General features: G+C 73.1%; 14 protein-coding genes. 10 read left to right on the top strand and 4 right to left on the bottom strand.

All coding sequences use genetic code 11. The annotated features are described in order from the left end of the window. Positions 1 to 14: 14 nt before the first annotated feature. A complete protein-coding gene (locus DMB66_RS35900) occupies positions 15 to 1208 on the bottom strand; it encodes an alpha/beta fold hydrolase (RefSeq protein ID WP_158647483.1) in 1194 nt (397 codons plus the stop codon). Positions 1209 to 1395: 187 nt separating this feature from the next. Here DMB66_RS35900 and DMB66_RS35905 point away from each other — a divergent pair, with 187 nt between their 5' ends. The 4 genes from DMB66_RS35905 to DMB66_RS35920 all read left to right on the top strand — a co-directional run bounded on the left by DMB66_RS35905 (position 1396) and on the right by DMB66_RS35920 (position 6852). Continuing rightward, complete coding sequence (locus tag DMB66_RS35905; RefSeq protein WP_125808569.1) at positions 1396 to 2127, top strand: ABC transporter ATP-binding protein; 732 nt, start codon at positions 1396 to 1398, stop codon at positions 2125 to 2127. A gap of 1 nt (position 2128) precedes the next feature. Continuing rightward, positions 2129 to 4588, top strand: a complete 2460-nt coding sequence (locus DMB66_RS35910) for an ABC transporter permease (RefSeq protein WP_158647484.1) — start codon at positions 2129 to 2131, stop codon at positions 4586 to 4588. A gap of 73 nt (positions 4589 to 4661) precedes the next feature. Further along, on the top strand, positions 4662 to 6143 hold the full coding sequence (locus DMB66_RS35915) for a sensor histidine kinase (protein ID WP_125808571.1): 1482 nt from the start codon (positions 4662 to 4664) through the stop codon (positions 6141 to 6143). A 40-nt stretch (positions 6144 to 6183) separates the two neighbouring features. Next, entirely contained in the window at positions 6184 to 6852 is a 669-nt protein-coding gene (locus DMB66_RS35920; RefSeq protein ID WP_125808572.1) for a response regulator transcription factor, read from the top strand. Positions 6853 to 6876: 24 nt separating this feature from the next. Here DMB66_RS35920 and DMB66_RS35925 read toward each other — a convergent pair whose 3' ends face one another. Next, positions 6877 to 8646, bottom strand: a complete 1770-nt coding sequence (locus tag DMB66_RS35925; RefSeq protein ID WP_125808573.1) for an acyltransferase family protein — start codon at positions 8644 to 8646, stop codon at positions 6877 to 6879. Positions 8647 to 8936: 290 nt separating this feature from the next. Here DMB66_RS35925 and DMB66_RS35930 point away from each other — a divergent pair, with 290 nt between their 5' ends. Together DMB66_RS35930 and DMB66_RS35935 are read left to right on the top strand one after the other, a co-directional pair. Continuing rightward, the gene (locus tag DMB66_RS35930) at positions 8937 to 9851 is read left to right on the top strand and encodes a CAP domain-containing protein (protein ID WP_125808574.1); all 915 of its coding nucleotides are present in this window, start codon (positions 8937 to 8939) and stop codon (positions 9849 to 9851) included. Positions 9852 to 9986: 135 nt separating this feature from the next. Next, a complete protein-coding gene (locus DMB66_RS35935; RefSeq protein WP_233625075.1) occupies positions 9987 to 10742 on the top strand; it encodes a L,D-transpeptidase in 756 nt (251 codons plus the stop codon). Between the two features lie 72 nt (positions 10743 to 10814). On the opposite strand, the gene DMB66_RS35940 is transcribed toward DMB66_RS35935, so the two are convergent. Then, a complete protein-coding gene (locus DMB66_RS35940) occupies positions 10815 to 11003 on the bottom strand; it encodes a hypothetical protein (RefSeq protein ID WP_125808575.1) in 189 nt (62 codons plus the stop codon). 281 nt (positions 11004 to 11284) lie between these two features. On the opposite strand from DMB66_RS35940, the gene DMB66_RS35945 reads away from it, so the two are divergent. The 4 genes from DMB66_RS35945 (at position 11285) to DMB66_RS35960 (ending at position 15861) form a co-directional block, all read left to right on the top strand. Next, positions 11285 to 12622 (top strand): efflux RND transporter periplasmic adaptor subunit, encoded by a 1338-nt coding sequence (locus tag DMB66_RS35945; RefSeq protein ID WP_233625076.1) that lies wholly within the window; start codon positions 11285 to 11287, stop codon positions 12620 to 12622. After that, positions 12619 to 13443: an ABC transporter ATP-binding protein gene (locus DMB66_RS35950; RefSeq protein ID WP_125808577.1), complete on the top strand. Its 825-nt coding sequence runs from the start codon at positions 12619 to 12621 to the stop codon at positions 13441 to 13443. The genes DMB66_RS35945 and DMB66_RS35950 overlap by 4 nt, the downstream gene beginning before the upstream one ends. After that, positions 13440 to 14624, top strand: a complete 1185-nt coding sequence (locus DMB66_RS35955; protein ID WP_125808578.1) for an ABC transporter permease — start codon at positions 13440 to 13442, stop codon at positions 14622 to 14624. Before DMB66_RS35950 ends, DMB66_RS35955 begins: the two co-directional genes overlap by 4 nt. A gap of 265 nt (positions 14625 to 14889) precedes the next feature. Next, positions 14890 to 15861, top strand: a complete 972-nt coding sequence (locus tag DMB66_RS35960; RefSeq protein WP_125808579.1) for a GGDEF domain-containing protein — start codon at positions 14890 to 14892, stop codon at positions 15859 to 15861. On the opposite strand, the gene DMB66_RS35965 is transcribed toward DMB66_RS35960, so the two are convergent. Beyond that, the gene (locus tag DMB66_RS35965; RefSeq protein ID WP_125808580.1) at positions 15833 to 21040 is read right to left on the bottom strand and encodes a hypothetical protein; all 5208 of its coding nucleotides are present in this window, start codon (positions 21038 to 21040) and stop codon (positions 15833 to 15835) included. The genes DMB66_RS35960 and DMB66_RS35965 overlap by 29 nt on opposite strands. Between the last annotated feature and the right edge of the window lie 879 nt (positions 21041 to 21919).

Raw genomic sequence — 21919 nt, forward strand, 5'->3', positions numbered from 1 at the left:
GCTCAGGCTAGCGGTCATTTCGGCCCCATTAGCGAGAATGTTTCAGTCTGTTGCGTCCCGTGCGGCACGAAGGTCACGTCGGGGTAGCGCCGCGAGGGGCCGTCGAGCAGGGGACCGTGCCGACGGCGCAGATGGAGATCGAAGAAGGCTCGTACGTAGGCGCGGGTGACCTTCACCGCCCGCCGGGCGTCGATCACCCCGTACGCCTCCGCGACCAGCGCCGGCGTGGCCCCGGTGATCCGGGGCAATGCCGGAGCCAGCAGCACGGTGTCGTGGAAGGCGAGGTGCCGGGCCCTGGCCACCTGGATCTCCCGCCGCCACCCGCGCAGCCCGTCCGCGAAGGCGGCCCACGCCGGATCCGACTCGTGGGTGGTGCTCTCGGCTGCGACCAGCATGAAGGGCTTGCCGAGCGCCGCCGACCCGTATGGCGTGCCGTCGATGTTGATCCCGGCCACCGCTCTGGGGTCGTCGTGCACGACCCGGGCGGCGGTCGCGCCACCCAGCGAATGGCCGAAGACCCCCGCGCGGGCGATGCCGAGCTCGTCCAGCACGAACCGCAGGTCGGCGGCGCGAACCTCCGTCATCCGGGTGGCCAGGGCGGTGACCTCGCCGGGATCCTCGATGCCCTCCAGGATCGGGATCAGCGTGTTCGGTTCGATCCGGCCGCCCGGGAACTCCACGGCGGTCGCGTCGTGCGTGTGATCGACGGTGACGACCAGATAGCCATGACTGGCCAGGTCGGTGACCACGGCGGAGCTGGAGTTGCGCTGGGCGCCGAAGCCGGGGGAGAACACCACGACGGGTAACTCGGCTCGCCTGCCGGCCATCGGCGCGTTGTGCCGCCCGGAGGTGACCACGCGATCGAGGCCGGGAATGATGTTGGGCTCCGCGCCGACCGTCTGCGCGAGGTCCACGCCGACGGGTGCGGCCTCCGAGGCCGTGAGCCAGGGCCAGGCCCGGCCGTGTGCGTGCCGCGCCGGATACCAGAGCTGGACCATCAGCTCCCGCGGCGCGGTGCGGTCGATCCACGGGTCTGTGCGGGCGCGGTCGATCAGGTGCAGGGCCACGGTCCCCACGGCGTGCGGCCCGGTCGGCGCCGGCAGCGTGAATGCCGCGGGCACGTCGACCTGCGGAAGTGAGACCTGAGGAAGACGGCCGAGGACCAGCCCGCCGGCGGCGGACCCGAGTAACTGGCGACGAGAAATCACCCGCTCAGCTTCGGCTGGTCCGCGCCGGGTGTCGTCGTACCGGCCGACGAACACGCTGTGGACTTCAGGAGGGCTCGAGCACCTCGTGTCCTCCTTGAGGAGTACGCCGACACCGTTCCTGCCGACGACGCGGGCCGCCCTTGTTCCTCCATAGATTCGCCTCCGACCACAGAAACAGGAGGCCGAGATGACCACCACGCACGCGGTGCGGGCGGACGAGCTGGTAAAGGTGTACGGCGAGGGCGAAACGACGGTGACCGCCGTCGACAAGGTGAACGTCACGTTCCCTACGGGGGAGTTCACCGCGATCGTCGGTCCGTCCGGCTCCGGCAAGTCCACCCTGATGCACCTGCTGGCCGGCCTCGACACGGCCACGTCCGGCTCGATTCAGGTCGGCGGCGTCGAGCTGACCGGCCTGAGCGACCGCGACCTGACGGTGCTGCGTCGCGACCGCATCGGCTTCGTCTTCCAAGCGTTCAACCTGCTGCCCACCCTCACTGCCGAGCAGAACATCCTGCTGCCCGGCGAGCTCGCGGGCCGGCGCCCGGACCGGCATAGGCTGGCGCAGGTCGCCGCCGACCTGGGCCTGGCCGACCGGCTGCACCACCGCCCGGCCCAGCTCTCCGGCGGCCAGCAGCAGCGGGTCGCCTGCGCCAGGGCGCTGATGAGCCGGCCGGAGGTGGTCTTCGCCGACGAGCCGACCGGCAGCCTGGACACCCGGACCGGTGCTGACGTGCTGCGCTTGCTGCGCCGCAGTGTCCGCGAGTGGGGCCAGACCGTCGTCATGGTGACCCACGACCCGGTGGCTGCCGGGTATGCCGACCGCGTCGTCGTACTGGCGGACGGCCGCATCGTCGATGAGTTGTGGGCGCCCACCCCGGACGGCGTCGCCGACCGGCTTCAGCGGCTGGGGGCCTGAGATGCTCCGGACCGGATTGCGTCCCCGCCGCCTGGTGCCGACGGGCCTGGCGATCGTGCTCGCCGTCGCGTTCGTCGCCGGGACCATGATCTTCAGCGACAGCGCCGAAAGCGCCGTCGTCGACCAGTACGCCCGAGCGGCACGCAACGTCGATGTGGCGCTCACGGCCACGCCGGGTGCCACGCTCACCCCGGCAGACCTGGACGCCGTGCGTCGTACGGACGGCGTCGCATCGGCTGCCGGCCGCATGCGGGAGCGGCTGCCGCTGCTCGACCGCAGGGGGCGCCTGGTCGCCTCGTTCGGCAGCCCCGGCTACGGCATCGATGTCGGAAACGAACCAGCGCTGCGCTCATACGACGTTGCAGAGGGGTCGCTGCCGGCCGCCGACGGTGAGGCGGCGATCGACAGCCGGACAGCGGCCACCACGGGCTACCGAGTCGGCGACTCCGTCACCGCGGTGGACTCTTCCGAGCGGCGACACGCCCTGCGCATCGTCGGCATCGTCGCGGTCAGCGGAAGCGTCTCCACGACCGTGCTGACCCGCGCCGCGCTGACCCGGCTCACGGGCGCGACCGGCTATCACGACGTGGTGGCGGCGGTGACCCCGGGAACCGAGCCGGCCACCGTCCGCGATCGGCTGCCCGTGCCGGCCGCCGCGTCGGCCCGGACCGGCGACCAATTTCGTCACGATCTCGCGAAACAGGCCTTCGCCCAGCTTGACGGGCTCACGATCGGCCTCGCTCTGTTCGCGGCGGTGGCCCTGCTCGTCGCCGGGTTCGTCATCGCCAACACCTTCAGCATCCTGGTCGCGCAACGGCAGAAGGAGACCGCCCTGCTGCGCTGTGTCGGCGCGCGGCGGGGGCAGATCCTGCGCTCGCTGCTCGCCGAATCGGCGCTGGTGGGCATCGCGGGAGCGGTGCTGGGCACCCTGCTCGGCTACGCGGTGGCCTGGGGGCTGCTGAAAGGCTCGGCGATGCTGGGGACAGAGCTGCCGCCGGGCGGCGTGGTTCTCACGGCCTACCCGTTGGTGGTCTCGCTCGTCGTCGGACCGCTGGTGACCGTCGTCTCCGCTGTGGTTCCCGCCTTCCGGGCGACACGCATCCCCCCGGTCGCGGCCCTGCGCATGGCGGTGCCCGCCATCGGCCGGTCGAGGCGGTCCCTGATCGTGGCAGCCGCGCTGATGGCGACCGCCGGCACGCTCACGACGGTGGCGGGGCTCCGGCTGGGCCAGCCCGAGCCGGCGATGGCCCTGGTCGTGGCCGGCGGCGTCGGCAACTTTCTCGCCTTGTTGCTGATCTCGCCACTCGTCATCGGCGGGCTCGTCGCGGCGCTCGGGTGGCTGCCCGGTCGCCTGTTCGGCGTTCCCGCACGGCTCGCGACCGCCAACGCCCGGCGCAATCCCGGCCGGACGGCCGCCACCACGGCCGCCCTGCTCGTCGGAGTGGCGTTGATGGCCGGTGGCAGCACCATCGCCGCGACGGTGAACCGGACCGCCGAGGCCCAACTCGACGAGGCCTACCCCGTCGACTACCTGCTCACCCCGGCCGGCGGTCAGCGGAGCATCGCCCCGGCGGTCGGTGCGGGTCTTGCCAGGGATCCGGCGTTCGACCTGGTCGCCGCGGTACGGCAGGCTGCGGGCCGGGTGCCCGGCGGTGAGGTGACGGTCGCCGGGATTCCCGGCGCGGCGATCGGCACGGCGTACCGGCCGGTGGTCACCGGCGGACGGCTGGCGGACTTCGGGCCGGGTTCCGCGCTCGTGGCGGCCGGTCGGGGTGCGGTCGGTGACCGCCTGCCGATCACCGCCGGCGGCCGGAAGTCGACGGTTCGGATCGCCGCGCTCGTGCGGGCCTCGAGCCTGGTCGGCGAGGTGGTGCTGTGGCCGAGCGACTTCGCGGCGCTCTATCCCTCAGACCGGGGTGACAGCGTGATCCTCCTCCGGGCGGCGCCCGGGGTGGGCGCCTCGGCATCCCGGCAACGAATCGACGCCGCACTGACCGCGCATCCCCTGGTGCAGGTCGATGATCTCGCATCCGTCCGTGCCGAGCGCGGCGGCGCGATCCGTCAGATCGTCGGCATCATCGCGGTCCTGCTGGGCTTCGCGCTGGTCATCGCTCTGGTCGGCATCACCAACACACTGTCCCTGTCCGTCCTGGAACGCACCCGGGAGTCGGCATTGATCCGGGCGCTCGGGCTGACCCGAGGCCAGCTGCGCGCGACCCTTCTGATCGAGGCCCTGCTGATGGCCGCGGCGGGTGCGATCGCCGGAGTGGCGTTCGGCGTGCTCTACGGCTGGCTGGCGGCAGAGGCGGCATTCGGCGCTGCCGGGGCGTTGCTGGCGGTGCCGGGCGGGCAACTGGCGAGTTTCGTGGGCATCGCGGCGCTGGCCGGGGCGGTGGCGGCGGTGTTGCCCTCGCACCGGGCGGCACGTGCCTCGATCATCGGCGCGATGGCGGACACATGAGCGAGCTCGCGAGCGAATCATCAACTCCGCGCCCGAGAAACGTCATCACCGGGACGCCAGCGGAGGTGATCGCATGAGCCCTTCTATCGTGGTGGTCGTGTGGCGCAGCGCCGCTTGGATCCGACCCTGGCTGTTCGACGGAGCAGTGACGGCGTTCGTCGCTGTCTTGGCTACCTTCGAGCACCGCCTGCCGTGGTCGATCAAGATCTGCGGTCTGCTGATGGCGCTCGCCCTGATCTGGCGGCGGCACCTCCCGATGACCGTGCTGACGGTGGTGTATCTGCTGGCGCCGGTGCACCTGTTCGTCGACAGCTCCGTCCGGCTCTTCGACGCCGGCGTCCTCATCGCCATGTATTCCGCGGTGCTGTACGGGCGCCGGTTGCGCTGGGGAGTTGTCGCGGGTGCGGGGGCAGGCGTGGGGGTGCTGGTCGCGGCGACCGTGTCGCACCACCGCTCCGGCAACTTCTGGGTCGTGCTCTGGGTGACCGGGGCCGTCACGGTGGCCACCTGGGTCACTGCGTACGGCGTCCGCACCCGGCGGCTGTACGTGCAGACGCTCGAAGAGCGCACCGCCACTCTCGAACGCGAGCGTGACCACCTCGCCCTGCTCGCGGTCGCGGAGGAACGGGCAGCCATCGCCCGCGAGATCCACGACGTGGTGGCGCACAGCCTGAGCGTGATGGTCGTCCAGGCCGACGCGGCCGGTTACACGCTCGACGGCGCCCAGAAGCCGGCCCGCGACGCCCTGGCGACGATCGCCTCCACCGGCCGCGAAGCCCTCGAGGACATGGGCCGGGTGGTCCAACTGCTCCGTGGCACCCTGCCGCGAGCGCTCGGCCCCGCGCAGGGAACGGAAGCTGACGGCGCCGTGCCCGCCCAGGCCCCACTCGATGGCGCGGTCGCGGGCTCCGGGCAGCGCGAACCCCTGTCGCGGGAGCTGGGAGCAGGCAAGGCCGCCGGGCGGAGTGAGGCTCTGTCGCGGGAGCCGGGAGCAGGCAAGGCCGCCGGGCGGAGTGAGGCTCTGTCGCGCGAGCTGGGAGCAGGGAAGGCCGCCGGGCAGGCGCCAGACCGGACGGTGAGGCCCGGCCGCGCCGCGCTCGACGGAGTGCTCGCCGAGCGGACGCGAGGAGGCGGTGACGGGACAGGCCGCCGGAGGGTCGGGCTCAAAGAGATCGACGGTCTGGTGGCGCGGTCCGGTCTGCGGGTGGTCCGGGAGACGGTCGGCACGCCGGGCCGGCTCAGCGCGGCTCAGGAGATCACCGCGTACCGGATCATCCAGGAATCGCTGACCAATACGCTGCGGCATGCCGGCGCCGACGCCGCGGTGACGCTGCGGCTTGTCTTCACGTCGCGAGACGTGCGCGTCGAGGTGAGCGACGACGGCGGCGGCGGAGGACCGGCGGCGAAGGCGGTCACGGCACGGCCCGGCCACGGCCTGGCCGGAATGCGCGAACGGGTCGCGATACACGGCGGCGACCTGGTGGCCGGGCCGCGGGCGGCGGGCGGCTGGCAGATCGTGGCGACCATCCCCAGGACATCAGGCGGCACGGCATGAGTGGAGGCGACAAAGTGTTGACGGTTCGGAGTGGTGGCGGGTGATCAAAGTTGTCGTCGTGGATGACCAGGAGCTGGTGCGGGCCGGGTTCAGGGTCATCCTCTCCGCGCAGGCCGACATGGTGGTCGTCGGTGAGGCCGGTGACGGGGCCGAGGCCTTGCGGGTGCTGCGCGACGTCGAGGCCGATGTCGTCGTGATGGACATCCGGATGCCCATCATGGACGGTGTCGACGCCACCAGGGAGTTGGTGGCGGCCGGGAGCACCGTCCGAGTGCTGGCACTCACCACTTTCGACACTGACGAGGATGCCTTCGCCGCGTTGCAGGCCGGGGCCGGTGGCTTTCTCCTCAAGAACGCCCCGCCCGCCGACCTGCTCGCGGCGATCCGCGCCGTGGCCTGTGGCAACGCCGTGGTGGCGCCACGCGTCACCCGGCGGTTGCTCGACCGCTTCGCCGGGCAACTCGTGCCCGCCGTGCCGGTGGTGCACAGCGCCGCCGAGCGGCTGGCGACGCTCACCGATCGCGAACGCGAGGTGCTGCTGTTGGTCGCGCAGGGCTGGTCGAACGTCGAGATAGGGGAGCGGTTGCACGTCGCCGAGACCACGGTGAAGACGCACGTCGGACGGATCCTGGCGAAGCTCGAGCTGCGTGACCGGGTGCAGGCGGTAGTGCTCGCCTACGAGAGCGGCCTGGTCCGGCCCAATGCGTAGCCGAATCCCGCCGGCGCCGGTGACTCACTTCGGCTCGCCGTGCTCCCCGCCGAACCAGGGACCGGCCGCCGCACGGTCATCAGGATCGTGCGGCGGCTCCGGCGACCCGAACGGCTCAGTGGGTCTGACGGCATGCCGCGCAGCCTCTGCGTGATCGTCCCGGTCGCCGCCGAATCCGGCCCGGGCGTCAGGCAACCCGAACAACACCTCAGCCTCAGGAAACGGCGCCACATGATCCCGCCGTCGCGACGTGAAACCGCCGTTGTCACCTACCACGATCGGCGCCACACCAGCACGTGCCCAGGGCGCCTCCTGCGCCGCCCCTCCCGGGCCAGTGTCCTGAGAGGGCGAGAAGGCGACAGCAGCCGGATCGGGCGCTTCCCTGGAGCCCTCGAAGGAACCAGAAGAAGCGAAACCCGAGGACCCCGTTCCCCGAGAGCCGAACGAACCACCCCCGAACCCGGGATCACCCCCGCGCCCGGGCGGATCCGACTCGTTGTCCGTGCCGACGACACTCAAGTCACCGGTGGGCCGCGAGGCCAGATCCCCGTAGCCCGCACCCTCAGTCGTCCTGCTGGCGTTCACCGGGTCGGCCTCAGGCCTCAAGCCGCCGGTGGGCCGCGAGGCCGGATCCCCGTAGTCCAGACCCTCAGCCGTCCTACCTGCACTCACCGGGCCTGCAGGCATACCCGCACTCACCGGGCCTGCAGGCCCGGCCGGGACCACCGGCGAAGGTTCGGCCTCGGGCCGCCGGCCGGCCGAGCGGGTCGGCCACAGCGCAGGCCTCCGCCGGGCTGCCAAGTCCTCCGCCCAGCCGAAGGCCAGCACCGCGGCCAGTGTCAGAACCAGCGAAGCGATCAGATCAGTCGGCCCGTCCAGGTCGCCCAGGTCGTCCAGCGTCAGCACCGTCAGCACCGGCCAGATCGCCGCGATCGCGATGTTGTGCCACAGATAGACCGTCACCGCGCGGTTGTTCAGCAGGGTCACCGCGCCGTCCAGCCGGGGGCTGCGTCGCAGCCAGGACATGTCCGGCTGCCAGCGCAGCGCCAGCAGGACGAATGCCAGCGACCACAGCGCCTGCGATTCCGACACCTCGTTGAGGTCCCAGCCGGAGCCGGACGGGTGGCCGCGCAGCCAGTACAGCGCCGCCAGGCCCATCACCGCGGAGGCCGCCACCACCCGGCCCGGGCGGATCCTGGCCAGGCGGCCGTCGTGATGCGCGAAGCCCGCGATCCAGCAGGCGCCGTAGGTCGCGAAGTCCCACATCGCCGCGTCGGCCCGGCCGAACGGCAGCGCGAATCCGGTCTTGTCCAGGACCGCGATCAGCACGACGGGTGCGGCCACCGCGCCCCACCCGATCTTCTTGTACGCCAGGTACAGCAGCGGCGACAGCACCACGAACCACAGGTACGCCCGGACGTACCAGAGGGGTTCCCAGACGTCGATGCCCTTCTCGCTGCCCGGCGGGTCGCCGATCGGCAGCAGCCACAGGCCCAGCTTCCAGCTCAGCGGCTCGTCCCCGCCGTCCTCCTCGGCCCAGCCCAGGAACAGCATCGCGGGCACCGCGATCACCGCGAGCAGCCACAGGGGCGGCAACAGCCTGCGCAGCCGCGAGGTGATCACCTGGCTCGCCGAGCGCTTGTCCAGCGAGGCCGCGGTCAACGATCCGGCGAGGGCGAACATGATGCCCATCGCGGGCAGCAGGATCGACAGCCACGGCCAGCCGAACAGGTGATACACGATCACCCGGACGATGGCGGCGGCGCGGAGCAGGTCCAGATAGCGGTTGCGCACCGGAGCACGCTAGCGATGGCCGCCCCCGCCTCAGCACCTCCGGAGCGGTCACAAGTACGCCCGGGCGGGTTACCCCGAAGGGGTGAAGTGTCCGGTTTGTCAGTGCGTTTGTGCGTCGGTGGTTGTCCGTCGCGCGCCAGGAAAGCGCAGCTCAGAGCCCAGTGTTGCCGAGTTGTGGGGGAGAAGTGGCCGAAACCCGCGGTAGTCACCGTTGGGTGGTCCTGACGTTGGTCCACGTCGAGGGCGTCGTGCACCGGCGCGGCGCAGCGAGGCAGAGGGGAGACATCGGGATGCGCAAGCCTGCTGTCGTAGTGACCGCCGCGGTTTCGGCGGTGCTGGTCGGCGGGATCATGGTCGCCACCACCGCGGGTGCGGAGGAGGCTCCGGCCAAACCGGCGGCGCCGTCGATGGTTCTGCCCGACATGCCGGTCATCCCGCAACTTCCGGCCGATGTCGGCGTACCTCCGATCACCGGGCTGCCCGCCGTACCGGGACATCCGGCCGCCGGAGCCGCTCAGGGTGCGCACACCGCCGGGGCTGTCGTGCCCGCCCGGCCCGGGGATGTCGCCGATCCGGCGAAGCCGGCGGCGGATCAGCCTGCCGTGCCCGGCGTCGTGCCGCCCGCCGCCCGGCCCGTCGGCGCCGCGGCCCGTCCGGCTCCGGCCTCCGTGGCCGCCGCCGAGCCCGGCCCGGTGCGGGAGGACCAGGCCGATGAGGAGCCGGCGGCCGACAAACCCGCCCGCGGCGGCGGATCGAACACCTTCTCCGCGGCGCAGCGCGACGTGACCGTCGCCCAGGCGATGTCCACCGATCCGCGCGGCTCCGTGCAGACGCAGGCACTGAACCTGGTCAACGAGAACAGGCGGCGCGGCGGCTGTGACAACCTCACCGTCGACCGGCGGCTGATCGTGGCGGCGAACCGGCACGCTGCCGAGATGGCCCGGCGCGGCTACTTCGCGCACGAGGACACCCGTGGCGAGCGGGCCGGTGACCGGGTGCAGGACGCCGGTTACCGATGGTCACGGTACGGCGAGAACATCGCCCGCGGTCAGGACAGCGTCTTCGAGGTCGTCAACGGCTGGATGAGGAGCCCCGAACACCGCGAGAACATCATGGACTGTGGTCTGCGCGAGGTCGGTGTCGGCTTGGCCTTCGCCGCCGACCGTACGCCGTACTGGGTCCAGGACTTCGCTACCCCACAGTGATCTTGAACGGACGCTGAGCGACAACCCCAGCGTGCGGCCTACCGGATTGATGCCACAGTCATCCGGCGGACCCTCCCCGGTGCACAGGTGTGTTTCGATGTGCGGACACATCTCCTGGGGAGGACGATTTTGGGAGTGCAGCGGGTTTCCGCACGCCTCGCCATCGCCGTGCTGGCGGTGGCGGTCGGCGGTGGGCTCGGCGCTGTGGTGCTGTCCCCGGGCGCGGCAAGCGCCGCGGCCCGGACGGTCAGCGCGACGCCGATGACCGCCACCGTCGTCACGAAGGCCGCCGCGGCTTCGTGTTCGAAGGGCAAGTATCAGAAGCAGGTCGAGGGCTACCTCAAGAAGATCGGCGGCTACGGCACGGTCTCGGTCGACGGCAAGCAGTCGGCCGCCGATTGTGCCGCGATCAAGAAGTTCCAGAGCCGCTTCGGCATCAAGCCGGCTGCGGGGCTGGCCGGCCCCACGACGTACGGCGTGGCCAAGCGGATCGCCGACACGAAGACGTCGAAGTGCAAGGCGAAGAAGTCGGGCTACACGTTCTGCGTCGACCTGACGCACCAGACGACCTGGGTGATGAAGAACGGCAAGGTCTACGACAAGCCGACGGTCACCCGGACCGGCATGAAGGGATACCGCACACCGGCGGGCACCTTCAAGATCAATAAGCGCACCAAGAAGGAATGGTCCGACCCGTACGAGGTGTGGTTGCCGTACTGGCAGCGCTTCGTCGGCGGCCGGGGCTTCCACCAGACCACCACATACATCCACGACATGTGGCGGGGCTCCCACGGCTGCGTCAACCTGCTGCCGGCGGACGCCAAGAAGTACTACAAGATCGGCAAGATCGGCATGACGGTCAAGGTCATCGGCCGTCGGCCGGGCACCTGATCGGCTGGCAAGACCGGGGACGGCCCGTCGGCGTGAGCCGGCGGGCCGTCCTTTTTCCGGGTACGGGCGTGGTCAGGCCGCCAGGTCCCGGTGGGCCAGCAGGGCGTGCGTGGTCAGGACCTCGTGGCCGGGAAACGCCTTCTCGTCGCCGGTCGCGGTCAGCAGCCGCAACCCGTCCCGGCCCAGCGTGTACGTGACATCGGTGAAGTGGCTCACCGTGTCGTCGTGGTGCACGATCGTCAGTTCGTCGGCGCGCAGCATGGTCCCGTCCTTCAACGTACGCGGAAGTGGCGCGTGACCTGGATTACGGTCGCAGGAGGTCACCCGGTTCAATCCGTCGGCCGATTGTGCCTTGCGGTCGGCCCGCCGATCTGGGCCATCATTGAGCCTCGCATTCGAACGTGAGCTGCACAGTCACCCACAAGTCGGCCGCCGGGCGGATTACCGACAGGCCACGTGTATCAAAACACCTACGACCGATATAGATCAGCTGCCCGATCGGCCCGGATTTTTCGTCGGTACCCCGGCATAGAGTGGCGCTCGTGTCCCCCCGCCGCATCCGCGCCCTGCTGATCGCGTTCGTCCTGCTGCCGCCCCTGACCGCGGCCTCCTGCGGCGACGAGCCGTCCGGCGTCACCGTCGGTGCGGCCGCCGTGGGCACCGTCGCCGAGATCGTCGAGGCCTCCGGCTCGGTGACCGCCCGCGCTGCCGCCACGGTCAGCTCGCCCGCCGAGGGCACCCTCGCCGAGCTGCGCTTCGACGCCGGCGACCGGGTCCGCAAGGGCCAGGTGGTCGCGGTGATCGACTCACCCGCCGCGGAGCGCCGCCTCGACCAGGCGGCCGATGCCCTCGACGCGGCGAGGTCGGGCGGTGTGCCGTCCGGCAGCGGCACAGCGGGGTTCTCCGCCGCCCGGCACCGCACCGACAAACGCGCCGGCAAGGCGTTCGACGCCGCCCGGGACGCCGCGGCGAAGATCACCGACGCCGACCTCAAGGCCGCCCTGCTGGCCCAGGTCGAGGCCGCCCAGCAGCAATACGAAGCCGCCTCCGAGGCCGCCGCCGCAGCCGTGCGCTCGGTGCAGCGCGGTGTCGCGAGCCTGAGCCAGGCGGTCAACGCGCTGGGCACCGCGCAGCGGCTGCAGGCCCAACAGGCGTACGACCTGGCCGAGGCCGCCGTCGACGCGCTCACCCTGCGTGCCCCCGTCTCCGGCATCGTCCAGCTCGGCGGCGCGACGTCGCCCGGCACCCCGGCCCTGACCGAGCTGCTCTCCGATCCGGCCGCGGCCAGTGCCGCCGGCGCGCCGGCCCAGGCACCCCTCGCCGGGGTGGACTCCGCGGTTGCGCAGGGCGCCGTGGTCGGCGCGGGCACCCCGATCCTCACCATCGTCGACACCGGCAGGCTGGGGCTGGCCGCCGAGGTCGACGAGACCGACGTGCTGCTGGTCCAGGCCGGCGGCAAGGCGACCGCCGAGCTCGACGCCGCCATCGGCGCGACCTACGAGGCCAGCGTGCGCGCCGTGGACCTGCTGCCGACCACCTCCGCGCGCGGCGGCGTCTCATACACGGTGCGGCTCACCCTCGGCAAGGGCGAATATCCGGACGGCCGGGTCGCCCCGACGCCGCGGCCGGGCATGAGCGCGATCGTCCGGCTGCGGGTGCGCCAGGCCGCCGACGCGGTGACCGTGCCGGCGTCCGCGGTGGTCTCCGCCGACGGCCGCGACACTGTCTGGGCCGTCCGCGGCGGCAAGGCCGAGCGGGTGCCGGTCACCCTCGGCGTGCAGGGCGAGGACGTCGTGCAGGTCGTCTCCGGCGTCGGGGCCGGCCAGCGGATCATCGTGGGCGGTGCGGACCAGGTCAGCCCCGGGCAGACCGTGCCGTGAACGACACCCCGGCCATCGTGGCCACGGACGTCTCGCGCACGTACGAGCTGGACGGCGTCTCCGTGCCCGCCCTGCGCGGCGTGTCGCTGACCGTGGCGGTCGGTGACTATCTGGCCATCGTCGGCGCCTCCGGATCCGGCAAATCCACCCTGATGCACCTGCTCGGCGGCCTCGACCGGCCCACCGGCGGCACCCTGGTGATCGGCGGCCGCGACGTCGCCACGCTCTCGCCACCCGAGATGGCCCGGCTGCGCAACGAGACCATCGGCTTCGTCTTCCAGTCGTTCCACCTGCTCACCCGCACGACGGCCCGGGACAACGTGGCGCTGCCGCTGGTCTACCGCGGCATCGGCCGCCGCGAGCGCCGGGCCCGGGCCGGCGAGATGCTCGACCGCGTCGGCCTGGCCCACCGCATGGACCACCGGCCCAATCAGATGTCCGGCGGTGAGCAGCAGCGGGTCGCCATCGCCCGCGCGCTGGTCACCGGCCCCTCGGTGCTGCTGGCCGACGAGCCGACCGGCAACCTCGACACCGCCACCGGCCAGTCCGTGCTGGCCCTGCTCGAGTCGCTGAACGCCGACGGCGTGGCCGTCGTCCTGGTCACCCACGACCGGGAGGTCGCCCAGCGCGCCCACCGCCAGATCGTGATGCGCGACGGACTGATCGTCGCGCCAGCCGCTTCGCCCGCTGCTTCGCCCGCTGCTTCGCCCGCTGCTTCGCCCGCTGCTTCGCCCGCTGCTTCGCCCGCCGCTCCGCCAGCCGGTGACACAGGGGACCCGAGGGACGCCGGAGACAGCAGAGACACCGAGGACGCCGCGTGAGACTGGCCGAGGCATGGCGGGTCGCCCTGGACGCGCTGCGCGCCAACCGGCTGCGCAGCGTGCTCACGATGCTCGGCGTGGTCATCGGGGTCGCCGCCGTGGTCGCGCTCGTGGCCATCGGCACCGGCACCAAGCAGCAGATCGAGCGGCAGGTCGAGGGCCTCGGCTCCAACCTGCTCATCGTCGTGCCGGGCCGGCTGGAGGCCGGCTCGGCGCCCTCGGTGTCGACCCTGTCGCTGGACGACGTCGACGCGGTCACCCGGATCGTCGGCGATCGCAGCCGGGTCGCCGTCACGGTCGCCTCGGGCGAGACCGTCCGGGCCGGCAGCAACACCTCGTTCGCCAGCATCCAGGGCGTCCTCGAGACCACCCCCAGCGTCTTCGTCCGGCGGCTGAACCGCGGCAGCTACCTCACCCGCTCGGACGTCAACACCGCCCGCCGCGTCGCGGTGCTGGGCGCGGGCATCGCCGGCCAGCTCTTCGGCGACCGCGACCCGATCGGCCGCCAGATCACCATCGGCGGTGTGCGGTTCCGGGTGATCGGCACCTTCGAACGGCTCGGCCAGAGCCTCGGCGTCGACCGCGACAGCGAGGTGCACATCCCGGTCACCGCGGCCCAGCGGCTGCTCGGCACCGACCGCATCGACGCGCTCGCGATCCGCGCGCCCGACCGCGAACGCATCAACACGCTCGGCGCGGACATCGTCGCGGCGCTCGGCGAACGCCACCCGGAGAGCGACTTCAGCGCGGTCACCCAGGAGCAGATCCTCGGCGTGCTGGGCGACATCCTCGGCGTGCTCACCGGTGTGCTGGCCGCCATCGCCGGGATCAGCCTGCTCGTCGGCGGCGTCGGCGTCTCCAACATCATGCTGGTGTCGGTCCGGGAACGCACCAGGGAGATCGGCCTGCGCAAGGCGGTCGGCGCCCGGCCCCGCGACATCAGCCTGCAGTTCCTGCTCGAAGCCGTCCTGCTCACCACGATCGGCGGCATCATCGGGATGGCGCTCGGGATCTCCGCCGCCCTGCTCGTCGACCGCCTGTCGCCGGTGCCGGCGGCCGTCACCTGGTGGTCGCTGGCCCTGGCCTTCGGCGTGTCCGCCCTGGTCGGCATCGCCTTCGGCGTCGTGCCCGCGCAGCGCGCCGGGCGGCTCGATCCCGTCGTCGCGCTCCGCACCGAATAGCCCGGGCAGCACGTCCCAGGCGTGAGCCCGCGACGCGCCGATGCCACGCGAGCGCAGCCGTGGCCACTCTGCCCCGGCGCGACCCGGCGTCCCCTCCGGCCCCAGTGCGCTGAGCCGTGCCACGAAAGCCTCATGTCCGCCCCCGGGAGGCCGAACAAAGTACGTGTCGCTCAGGGGGGACGGACCCACATTCGAGCTTCGCGATCTGCATGGAGCTTCGCGTGCGGTCGCGTACCTCGCCCTGGCCGGGGCCCCGTACGTCGCCGTGACCTCGTACATCGACCCGACCGTCGACCTGGCCACCATGGTCGGCGCCACCATCGTCAGCATCGTCCTGGCCTTCACCGGTGTCATCTGCTGGCGCCGGCCCGCCGCCGTACCCGAAATGTTCTGGTTTCTGGCCCCGATCGTGGCCACCATGGTCGTGGCCGGCCTGAACTTCGCCACCCACGACGCCTCCACCGGCTCCCAGCTCTTCTATCTCTGGCCCATCCTGTACGCGGCCAACTTCCTCAGCCGCCGGGTCATCTACCTCAACCTGGCGCTGGTGTTCGCGGGCGACGCGGCCACGGTGTTCGTGGTGCTCGGGCCCAAGCGGGGCGCGTCCGACTGGGTCGCCATGGTGCTGGCCATGACGATGGCCGCGACGGTGGTGGAAAGTCTGCGCGCCCGCGCCGACCGACTGCGCGACGTCCTGGAGCAGCAGGCGAACGCGGACCCCCTCACCGGCCTGGCCAACCGCCGCTACTTCGACGAGGCGCTGGTCAGCGCGGGTGCCTGGGCGCGACGCACCGACGGCTCGCTGGCCCTGCTCACCATCGACCTGGACTACTTCAAGACGATCAACGACACCTTCGGTCATGCCGAGGGTGACCGGGTGCTGCGGGCCGTGGCCGACGCCATGCGCGGGGTCGTCGGCGACACCGGCGTCGCTGCCCGGCTCGGCGGCGACGAGTTCGCGATGCTGCTGCGGGTGGGCCACCGTGCCGCCGCGGATGCCGCCGACGCGCTGCGGGCCGCGATCGCGCACCAAGGCGGCCTGCTGGGCGGCCCACCCGGCGTGAGCATCGGCATCGCGGTGCTCCCCGACGACGCCGGCACGGTGCAGGAGCTCATCGCCGCCTCGGACGCGGCACTCTACGAGGCGAAGACCTCAGGCCGCGGCCGGGTGTCGGTCGCCGGCGTCCGGCACAACGTCGACGAGGTGCCTACCTACGTTCCGGACCCGCGGCCCTGACCAGGCCGAGGATCTCCCGGCGCAACCGCGGGTACGGGCCCCAGCCGTCGCGCAGCACGTGAATGTAGATCGCCTCGAGCGCCACGTCGATCCGCTGCCCGAGTTCCTGATCATCGGGCAGGCCCAGCCGCACGGCCCGGCCGAAGTGATCGAGGGCCTCCATGTGCCGCCCCTGGTCGAAGGCGCTGCGCCCGGCGTTCTCGTGCACCACGCTGCGCAGCAGCTCCGGCGCCTCGGAGCTCGCGGCCTTCTCGAACAGCCGGTCGGCCTCGGCGTGGTCGCCGCGCAACCGCAGCACGTGCGCCAACTCGGCCTGGGCGATGACGGTGGCCTGCACGTCACCGGCCGACTCGGCGTGGGCGAGCGCCAGCCGGCTCGCGGCCGCGGCCATGCCGAGCTCGTCCAGCAGGCGGTAGACCTCGGCCCGTACGCTCAGCAGCCCGGCCCGGGCGACGTTGTCCTGCTCCTCGGCCAGCGGGCCGTCCAGCCGCTCGCCGAGCTCGCGCAGCGCTTCGCGGTCGTCCACGACCTCGCGCAGGGTGGCGCCGTCCAGCCGCCACCGGATCGCGGCCAGATCCTCCGGGCCCAGCGGCCTCGGCCCGGCGGGCTCGGTCTCGGTGGGATCCGGCCCGGGTACGAGCAGCGCCTCGGCGCCGTGCTCGCCGACCGGCCGTTCGTCCGTCGCTTCCGCGCTGTCCGGCGTCTCGCCGGCCCGGCGCTGCCCGGGGGACAGGGCGTACGCTTCCGCGCTGCCCGGCGTCTCGCCGGCCCGGCGCTGGCCGGGGGACAGGGCGAGATCAGCGGCCTGATGCTGGCCCGGCGACTGAGCGAGATCGACGGCCTGGTGCTGACCGGACGACGGGAAGTCGTCAGTCCGGTCGAGGGTGGCGGTGGGGCGGTTGGCCGGGAGGTCGTCAGTCCGGTCAAGGGCGGCGGGGCGGTTGGTCGGGAGGTCGTCAGTCCGGTCGAGGGCGGCGGCGTGGTTGGCCTGGAGGTCGTCAGTCCGGTCGAGGGCGGCGGCGGGGCGGTTGGCCGGGGAGATGTCGGCGGCCGGTTGATCCCGGCGCTGCTGCCGGCCGGCCGGCTGCGCGTCGACGTGGTCGGGCTGCGCGGGCCCGCCCAGCTCGGCGGAAGACTGGTCCGGCCTGACCGTAGCGGCGTCGACCAGGCCGTTCATCAGTCCGGTGATGTCGAGGCTCAGCACGACCCCGTCGGCGGCAGCCGGGTCCGGAGCCCCGGCGTCGTGCGCGGCGGCTGCCGGCGAACTGTCCGGCGAATCATCGCGGTGACGGGGGCGCGCGCCGTTCGGCTCCGCCGCGGCGTCATCCGGGCGTGAGTCGTTCTGCTGCGTCGGTTCGTCCGGGCCCGCCGCACCCGGCGTCGCCGGGCCGGTGCTCGCGGCGGCATCCGGCTTGGCGCCGAACCAGGTGGGCCCGAGTTCCGAGTCGGCGTACTTGCGCGGCTCCGACGGCCCGGAGGTGATCAGGCGGCCGATCGGCTCGGCGTTCGCGGCCGGGTTCGGGCCCGGCCGGGCGGCTGCGGGCACCGCGGAGATCGGCTGAGCGCTGCCCCCGGAGCGGGCCGGTCCGGTCCTGGGTGCGGTGGCAGCCTGCGGCGGGGACTTCTGCGGGACGCCACCGGTCCGGAACGCCGTCTCGGCGAGCTTGGCAGCCTGGGCCTGCCGGGCCAGTTCGGCGGCCCGGCGCGACTCTTCCGCCTGGCGTGCCGCTGCTGCCTGGCGTGCGGCTTCCTCCGCCCGGCGTGCCGCTGCGGCGTGCCGGTCGGCCTCGGCCTGACGGGCCGCGATGGCCGCCTGGCGTGCCGACTCGGCTCGGCGGTCCGCCTCCTCGGCCTCGCGGGCATCCGCGGCGCGGCGGGCGGCATCGGCCTGCCGGGCTACTTCGGCCTGCCTGGCCGCCTCTGCCTGCCGGGCTACTTCGGCCTGGCGGGCTGCCTCCGCCTGCCGCGCGGCGACTTCGGCCTGGCGGGCCGCGATCTCGGCCTGGCGTGCCGCTTCGGCCTGGCGGGCTGATTCGGCTTGCCGGGCGGCTTGCGCTTGGCGGGCTTCCTCGGCTTGCCGGGCGGCCTGCGCTTGGCGCGCTGCTTCGGCTTGCCSGGCGGCCTGCGCTTGGCGGGCTTCCTCGGCTTGCCGGGCGGCTTGCGCCTGGCGGGCTTCCTCGGCCTGGCGAGCAGCCAGCTGTGCCTGACGTGCGGCCTCGGCCTGGCGTGTGGCTTCAGCCTGCCAGGCTGCGTCGGCCTGGCGGGCCTCCGCATTCCGGGCGGCCTCGGCCTGACGCGAGGCCTCGGCCTGGCGTGCGGCCTCGGCGGCCTGCTCCGGGGCGCCGGCGCGGTCCGCGTCGGGCGGCCGCTGAGCGGGGACCTGAACAGAGCGGTTGACCGGCGGCTGCTGGGGGTCGCGGTACTGCCCCGGTACGTCGGCGTAGGGCTGGCCGCCGACCGGAGCGGGCGATCCGGGCCGGGCCGCGGTGGCCTCGTCCGTCCGATCGCCGTACGGGGTGGAGGAGCCGGGCCGGTCGCCGTAGGGGGCGGGCGAGCCCGGCCGGACCAGGCCGACCGTGGGCATCTGCGACTGCGCCGCCGGAGACGTCGGGCTGAGGTACGACGGTTCGTCGGTCGTCGAGCCGGGGATGACCTGTTCGCCGTCGATCGGCTTCCCGGTCTGGTGACGAGCGGGTAGCACCTCGCCCTCGATCGCCGCGCCGGGCGAGACCGGCATCCCGGTGACGGGCCGGAGCTGCGCGGGAATGCTGCTGGCCGGCCGGTCGTACGCCGTGACGGGTGGCTGCGGAGCACCCACGGTCGGTGCGGTCCGGGACGGCGGCCGCTGCGACGGCGGCACGGCGGTCGGCGTACCGGTGGAAAGGATCATCGCGGTGCGCGGCCCGCCGACGATCGGCGTCTCGGCGGTCGACCCGTCGTCGAACGACGACCGGCCCTGCGGCGCGTTCGCGGCGGGAGGAACGGCCGGACCGGGCCGCCGTCCGCGCGGTGGCGCGATCCGCGAGTCGGGGGCGGGCACGCCGCGGGGGTCGGTCTCGTGCAGCGCGCGGGGATCCTGCGCCGGGGCGAACCGGGGGTCGCGCACGGGCACGCCACGCGGGTCGGTGCCGGCGGTGCCCGGCGGGGGGAACGCCCGGGGGGCCTGTGGCTGGGCGAACCGCGGGTCTTGCGTGGGCAGCACGCGCTGGTCGGGGTCCTGCGGCGGAGAGAACCGGGGATCGTGCACCGGCACGCCGCGCGGGTCGGTGCCGGCGGGGAACGGGCGCTGCGGCGCGAGCCCGGGACCGCGCTGCTGCGCGCCGGGCTGGTCGCCCTCGGGCCACGGGTTGAAGGCCCGCCGGGGGACAGCGGGGCGGCCGGGCTCTGCGGCGATTCCCCCGATCGCGGGCCGCCGGATGGGCGTCGGCGCGGACGGCGGAACCGGCGGCGGCGCGGACGCGGGCATGACGGGCGGCCGGGTGCGCGGCGCGGCGGGACTGACCGGCGGCGCACCGGCGGCGCGGCGGTCGGGCGGCGGCGCGGCACCGGGCCGCGGACGCGCGGGGTCCTGACCGGGAACCAGCCCGGCCGGGCTGACCGGTGCGCGCCCCGCGACACCCGGGCGCCGCTGGTCGAACGCGGCCGGAGCCTCCGGCGCCTCGTCGGTGACCCCGGACGGCGAGACGAAACCGACACGCCGCTTGCGCGCGGATCCACCGGCCGGCGGCGCCTGGTCGTAGGACCCGGGCTTGGCACGGTCCGCCGGACGCCCGTTCCCGCGCTCCCCGCCCTGGTCCTGCCCGGGCATCCCCCGACCCTGATCGAAAGCGGCCGGCTCGGCCCGGCCCCGACCCTGGTCGAACGCGGCCGGACCCTGATCGAAAGCGGCCGGTTCGGCCCGACCCCGACCCTGATCGAACGCGGCTGGAGCCTGATCGAAAGCGGTCGAGGAGGGGTCGAAGGCGGCCGGAGCGGGCTGGACCCGGCCGCGCTCGAAGGCGGCCGGCATCGCGCCGAGCTGGTCCGTCCTCGGTTTCGCCGGCGCCGGTGTCGGCCGGGTCACCTCGGCGGGCGCCGAGGCGGCCGGCGTCTTCGGCACGTTCGGCAGCGCCGGGGTCACGACCCGCGGCGTCGCGGTCTGCGGCGCGGCCTTGACCACCCGCGGCGTCGCCGGCGGTTCGGCCTTCTTGATCACCCGCGGCGTCGCCGGCGGCTTCGCCTTGCTCAGCACGCGCGGCGCCACCGGGGCCGGCGCCTTGCTCAGCACCCGGGGAGTGTCGCCGTCCTCCGGCGTCTCCGGTTCGGCCTCCGCGGCGGCGGCAGCCGGCCGCTGCGCCTCGGCGGCGGGCCGCTCGGACCACGGCTCGGCCCGGGCGATCCGCGACTCCTGATCCGGTACGGACGCAGCAGGATCGGCCCACCCGCTCCGTGACGGCCGACGGTCCCGCCCCGGATACGGGAGCAGGTCCTCCTCGCGCAGGTCGTCGTTCAGCGGGTCGAAGCCCTGCTTGCGGCGCGGCGCGTAGAGATCGGTCACGACCTCTTCCACGCGCTCGGCCGGCGCCGGCGGCGAGACCCGGGCGCGCCCGCTGACCGGCTGGGCCACGTCCCGGCGATCGCGCCGTACCTGCGGGTCGGGGGTCTCGTCCCGGGTCCCGGCGAGGCGGGAGCGGCGGGAAGCGGTGTAGCGCCGCTGCTCCTCCCAGTCCCGCTCGTCGAAGTCGCGGTCGTCGTACTCGAGCTCGTCGAAGTCGAGGCTGCGGCGCTGCCAGCCCTCGGTGCCGGGCGGTGAGACCGGGGCGGCATTGAGGTCGGCCGGGGCGAAGGCGGGGTCGTCGAGCCAGCCGGGACGCTCGCCGTCGAAGGCCGACTTGATGTGCTTGTCGCGGTTTGGTGACCGTTGGTAGCCGTCCTGCCGGCGCTGGCGGCGCCGCTCGGCTAGTTCGTCAATGCCCGGATCGAACGTGACGGCGGGCGCGGGCGCCTCTTCCGGCGCTTTGTCGAAATCGTCCTCTTCGACATATCGGGCACGGTTCGGGGGACGGCGGGTATCGGCGCCCCAGCGGGCGGCCACGGCGTCCGCGTACGGATCCCGGGCGGTCGCGGCGGTGTCCCCGTACGACCGTTTCGGCTTGTCGTCGTACTCGGATTCCCAGTATTCGTCGTCTTCGAAACTCATCGGGTCACCCCGGAACGACCCGCGGCGGGACACGACAGTGGCTGCGCTGAGCCGGCCGGCTGCCGCATGAGTTCCCCCGTCCTCGCTACCGCGTACGCACCCCACGCGCCCGGTAGCACCTACCACCCCGTACGAGTTGGAAGGTTAACCACGGATTTGCGTAGCGCGCTACCGCCCGCGGAGGAGCTTCACCCGGCTCGCGAGCGCCCTGACGCCCGGAACCGTCCCGGCGCCGCGGCCCGCCGGGTGTACTCGGTCGACAGACAGTACGGACGCGGACGCTCAGCGGTTCACCAAAGTTGCCCTGGCGTACGGAAGGTTGGCGGGAATCGACGGAAAGTGACGACGGTGGCCGAGACCGTCGCCCTTTCATGAAGCGCTTTCATTGTTTCCTGAGTGTGGCGAGCCGCGGAATTTAAGCCATTCTTAATGCTCACCTCAGGAAGGCGACAAAGAATGGCGTGACGTTTATCGATTTCTACCTCACCCGGTGTGACGGTGGCGAGGGACACGTCGCGCGCCCGCGGATCATGGACGGTCCGGATGTCACTGTGGGAGACGCGGGTCGGCCCGGCGCTGTGCCGGCCCGCCGCACGCCGCCCATCCGGCGGCAAGACCGAGAAGTGACAGAAACACGACACCGGACGAAAGGCAGCGGACCATGCCGCGTCTCGACCTCGGCGCCGTGCGCGCCACCTGCCGGGCGGCCCTGCGCCGTCTGGATTACTGGACTCTGTCCACGCTGAACTCCCCGGCCGGCGGCCGACGCCCCCGTTTGTAGGCCGCCATCCGCCGGGGCCCCAGGAACGGCGGCGGGGTGCACCCGCCGCCGTTTCCCCTTCCCCCGCGCGGCTTGTTCTGGTTGCCTGGCCCGCTCGG

Source organism: Actinoplanes sp. ATCC 53533 (assembly GCF_003947245.1).

Coding starts and splice junctions, on each gene's coding strand:
- DMB66_RS35910 (WP_158647484.1), top strand. CDS start 2,129: ATGCTCCGGACCGGATTGCGTCCCCGCCGCCTGGTGCCGACGGGCCTG.
- DMB66_RS35905 (WP_125808569.1), top strand. CDS start 1,396: ATGACCACCACGCACGCGGTGCGGGCGGACGAGCTGGTAAAGGTGTAC.
- DMB66_RS35940 (WP_125808575.1), bottom strand. CDS start 11,003: ATGCTGCGCGCCGACGAACTGACGATCGTGCACCACGACGACACGGTG.
- DMB66_RS35915 (WP_125808571.1), top strand. CDS start 4,662: ATGAGCCCTTCTATCGTGGTGGTCGTGTGGCGCAGCGCCGCTTGGATC.
- DMB66_RS35930 (WP_125808574.1), top strand. CDS start 8,937: ATGCGCAAGCCTGCTGTCGTAGTGACCGCCGCGGTTTCGGCGGTGCTG.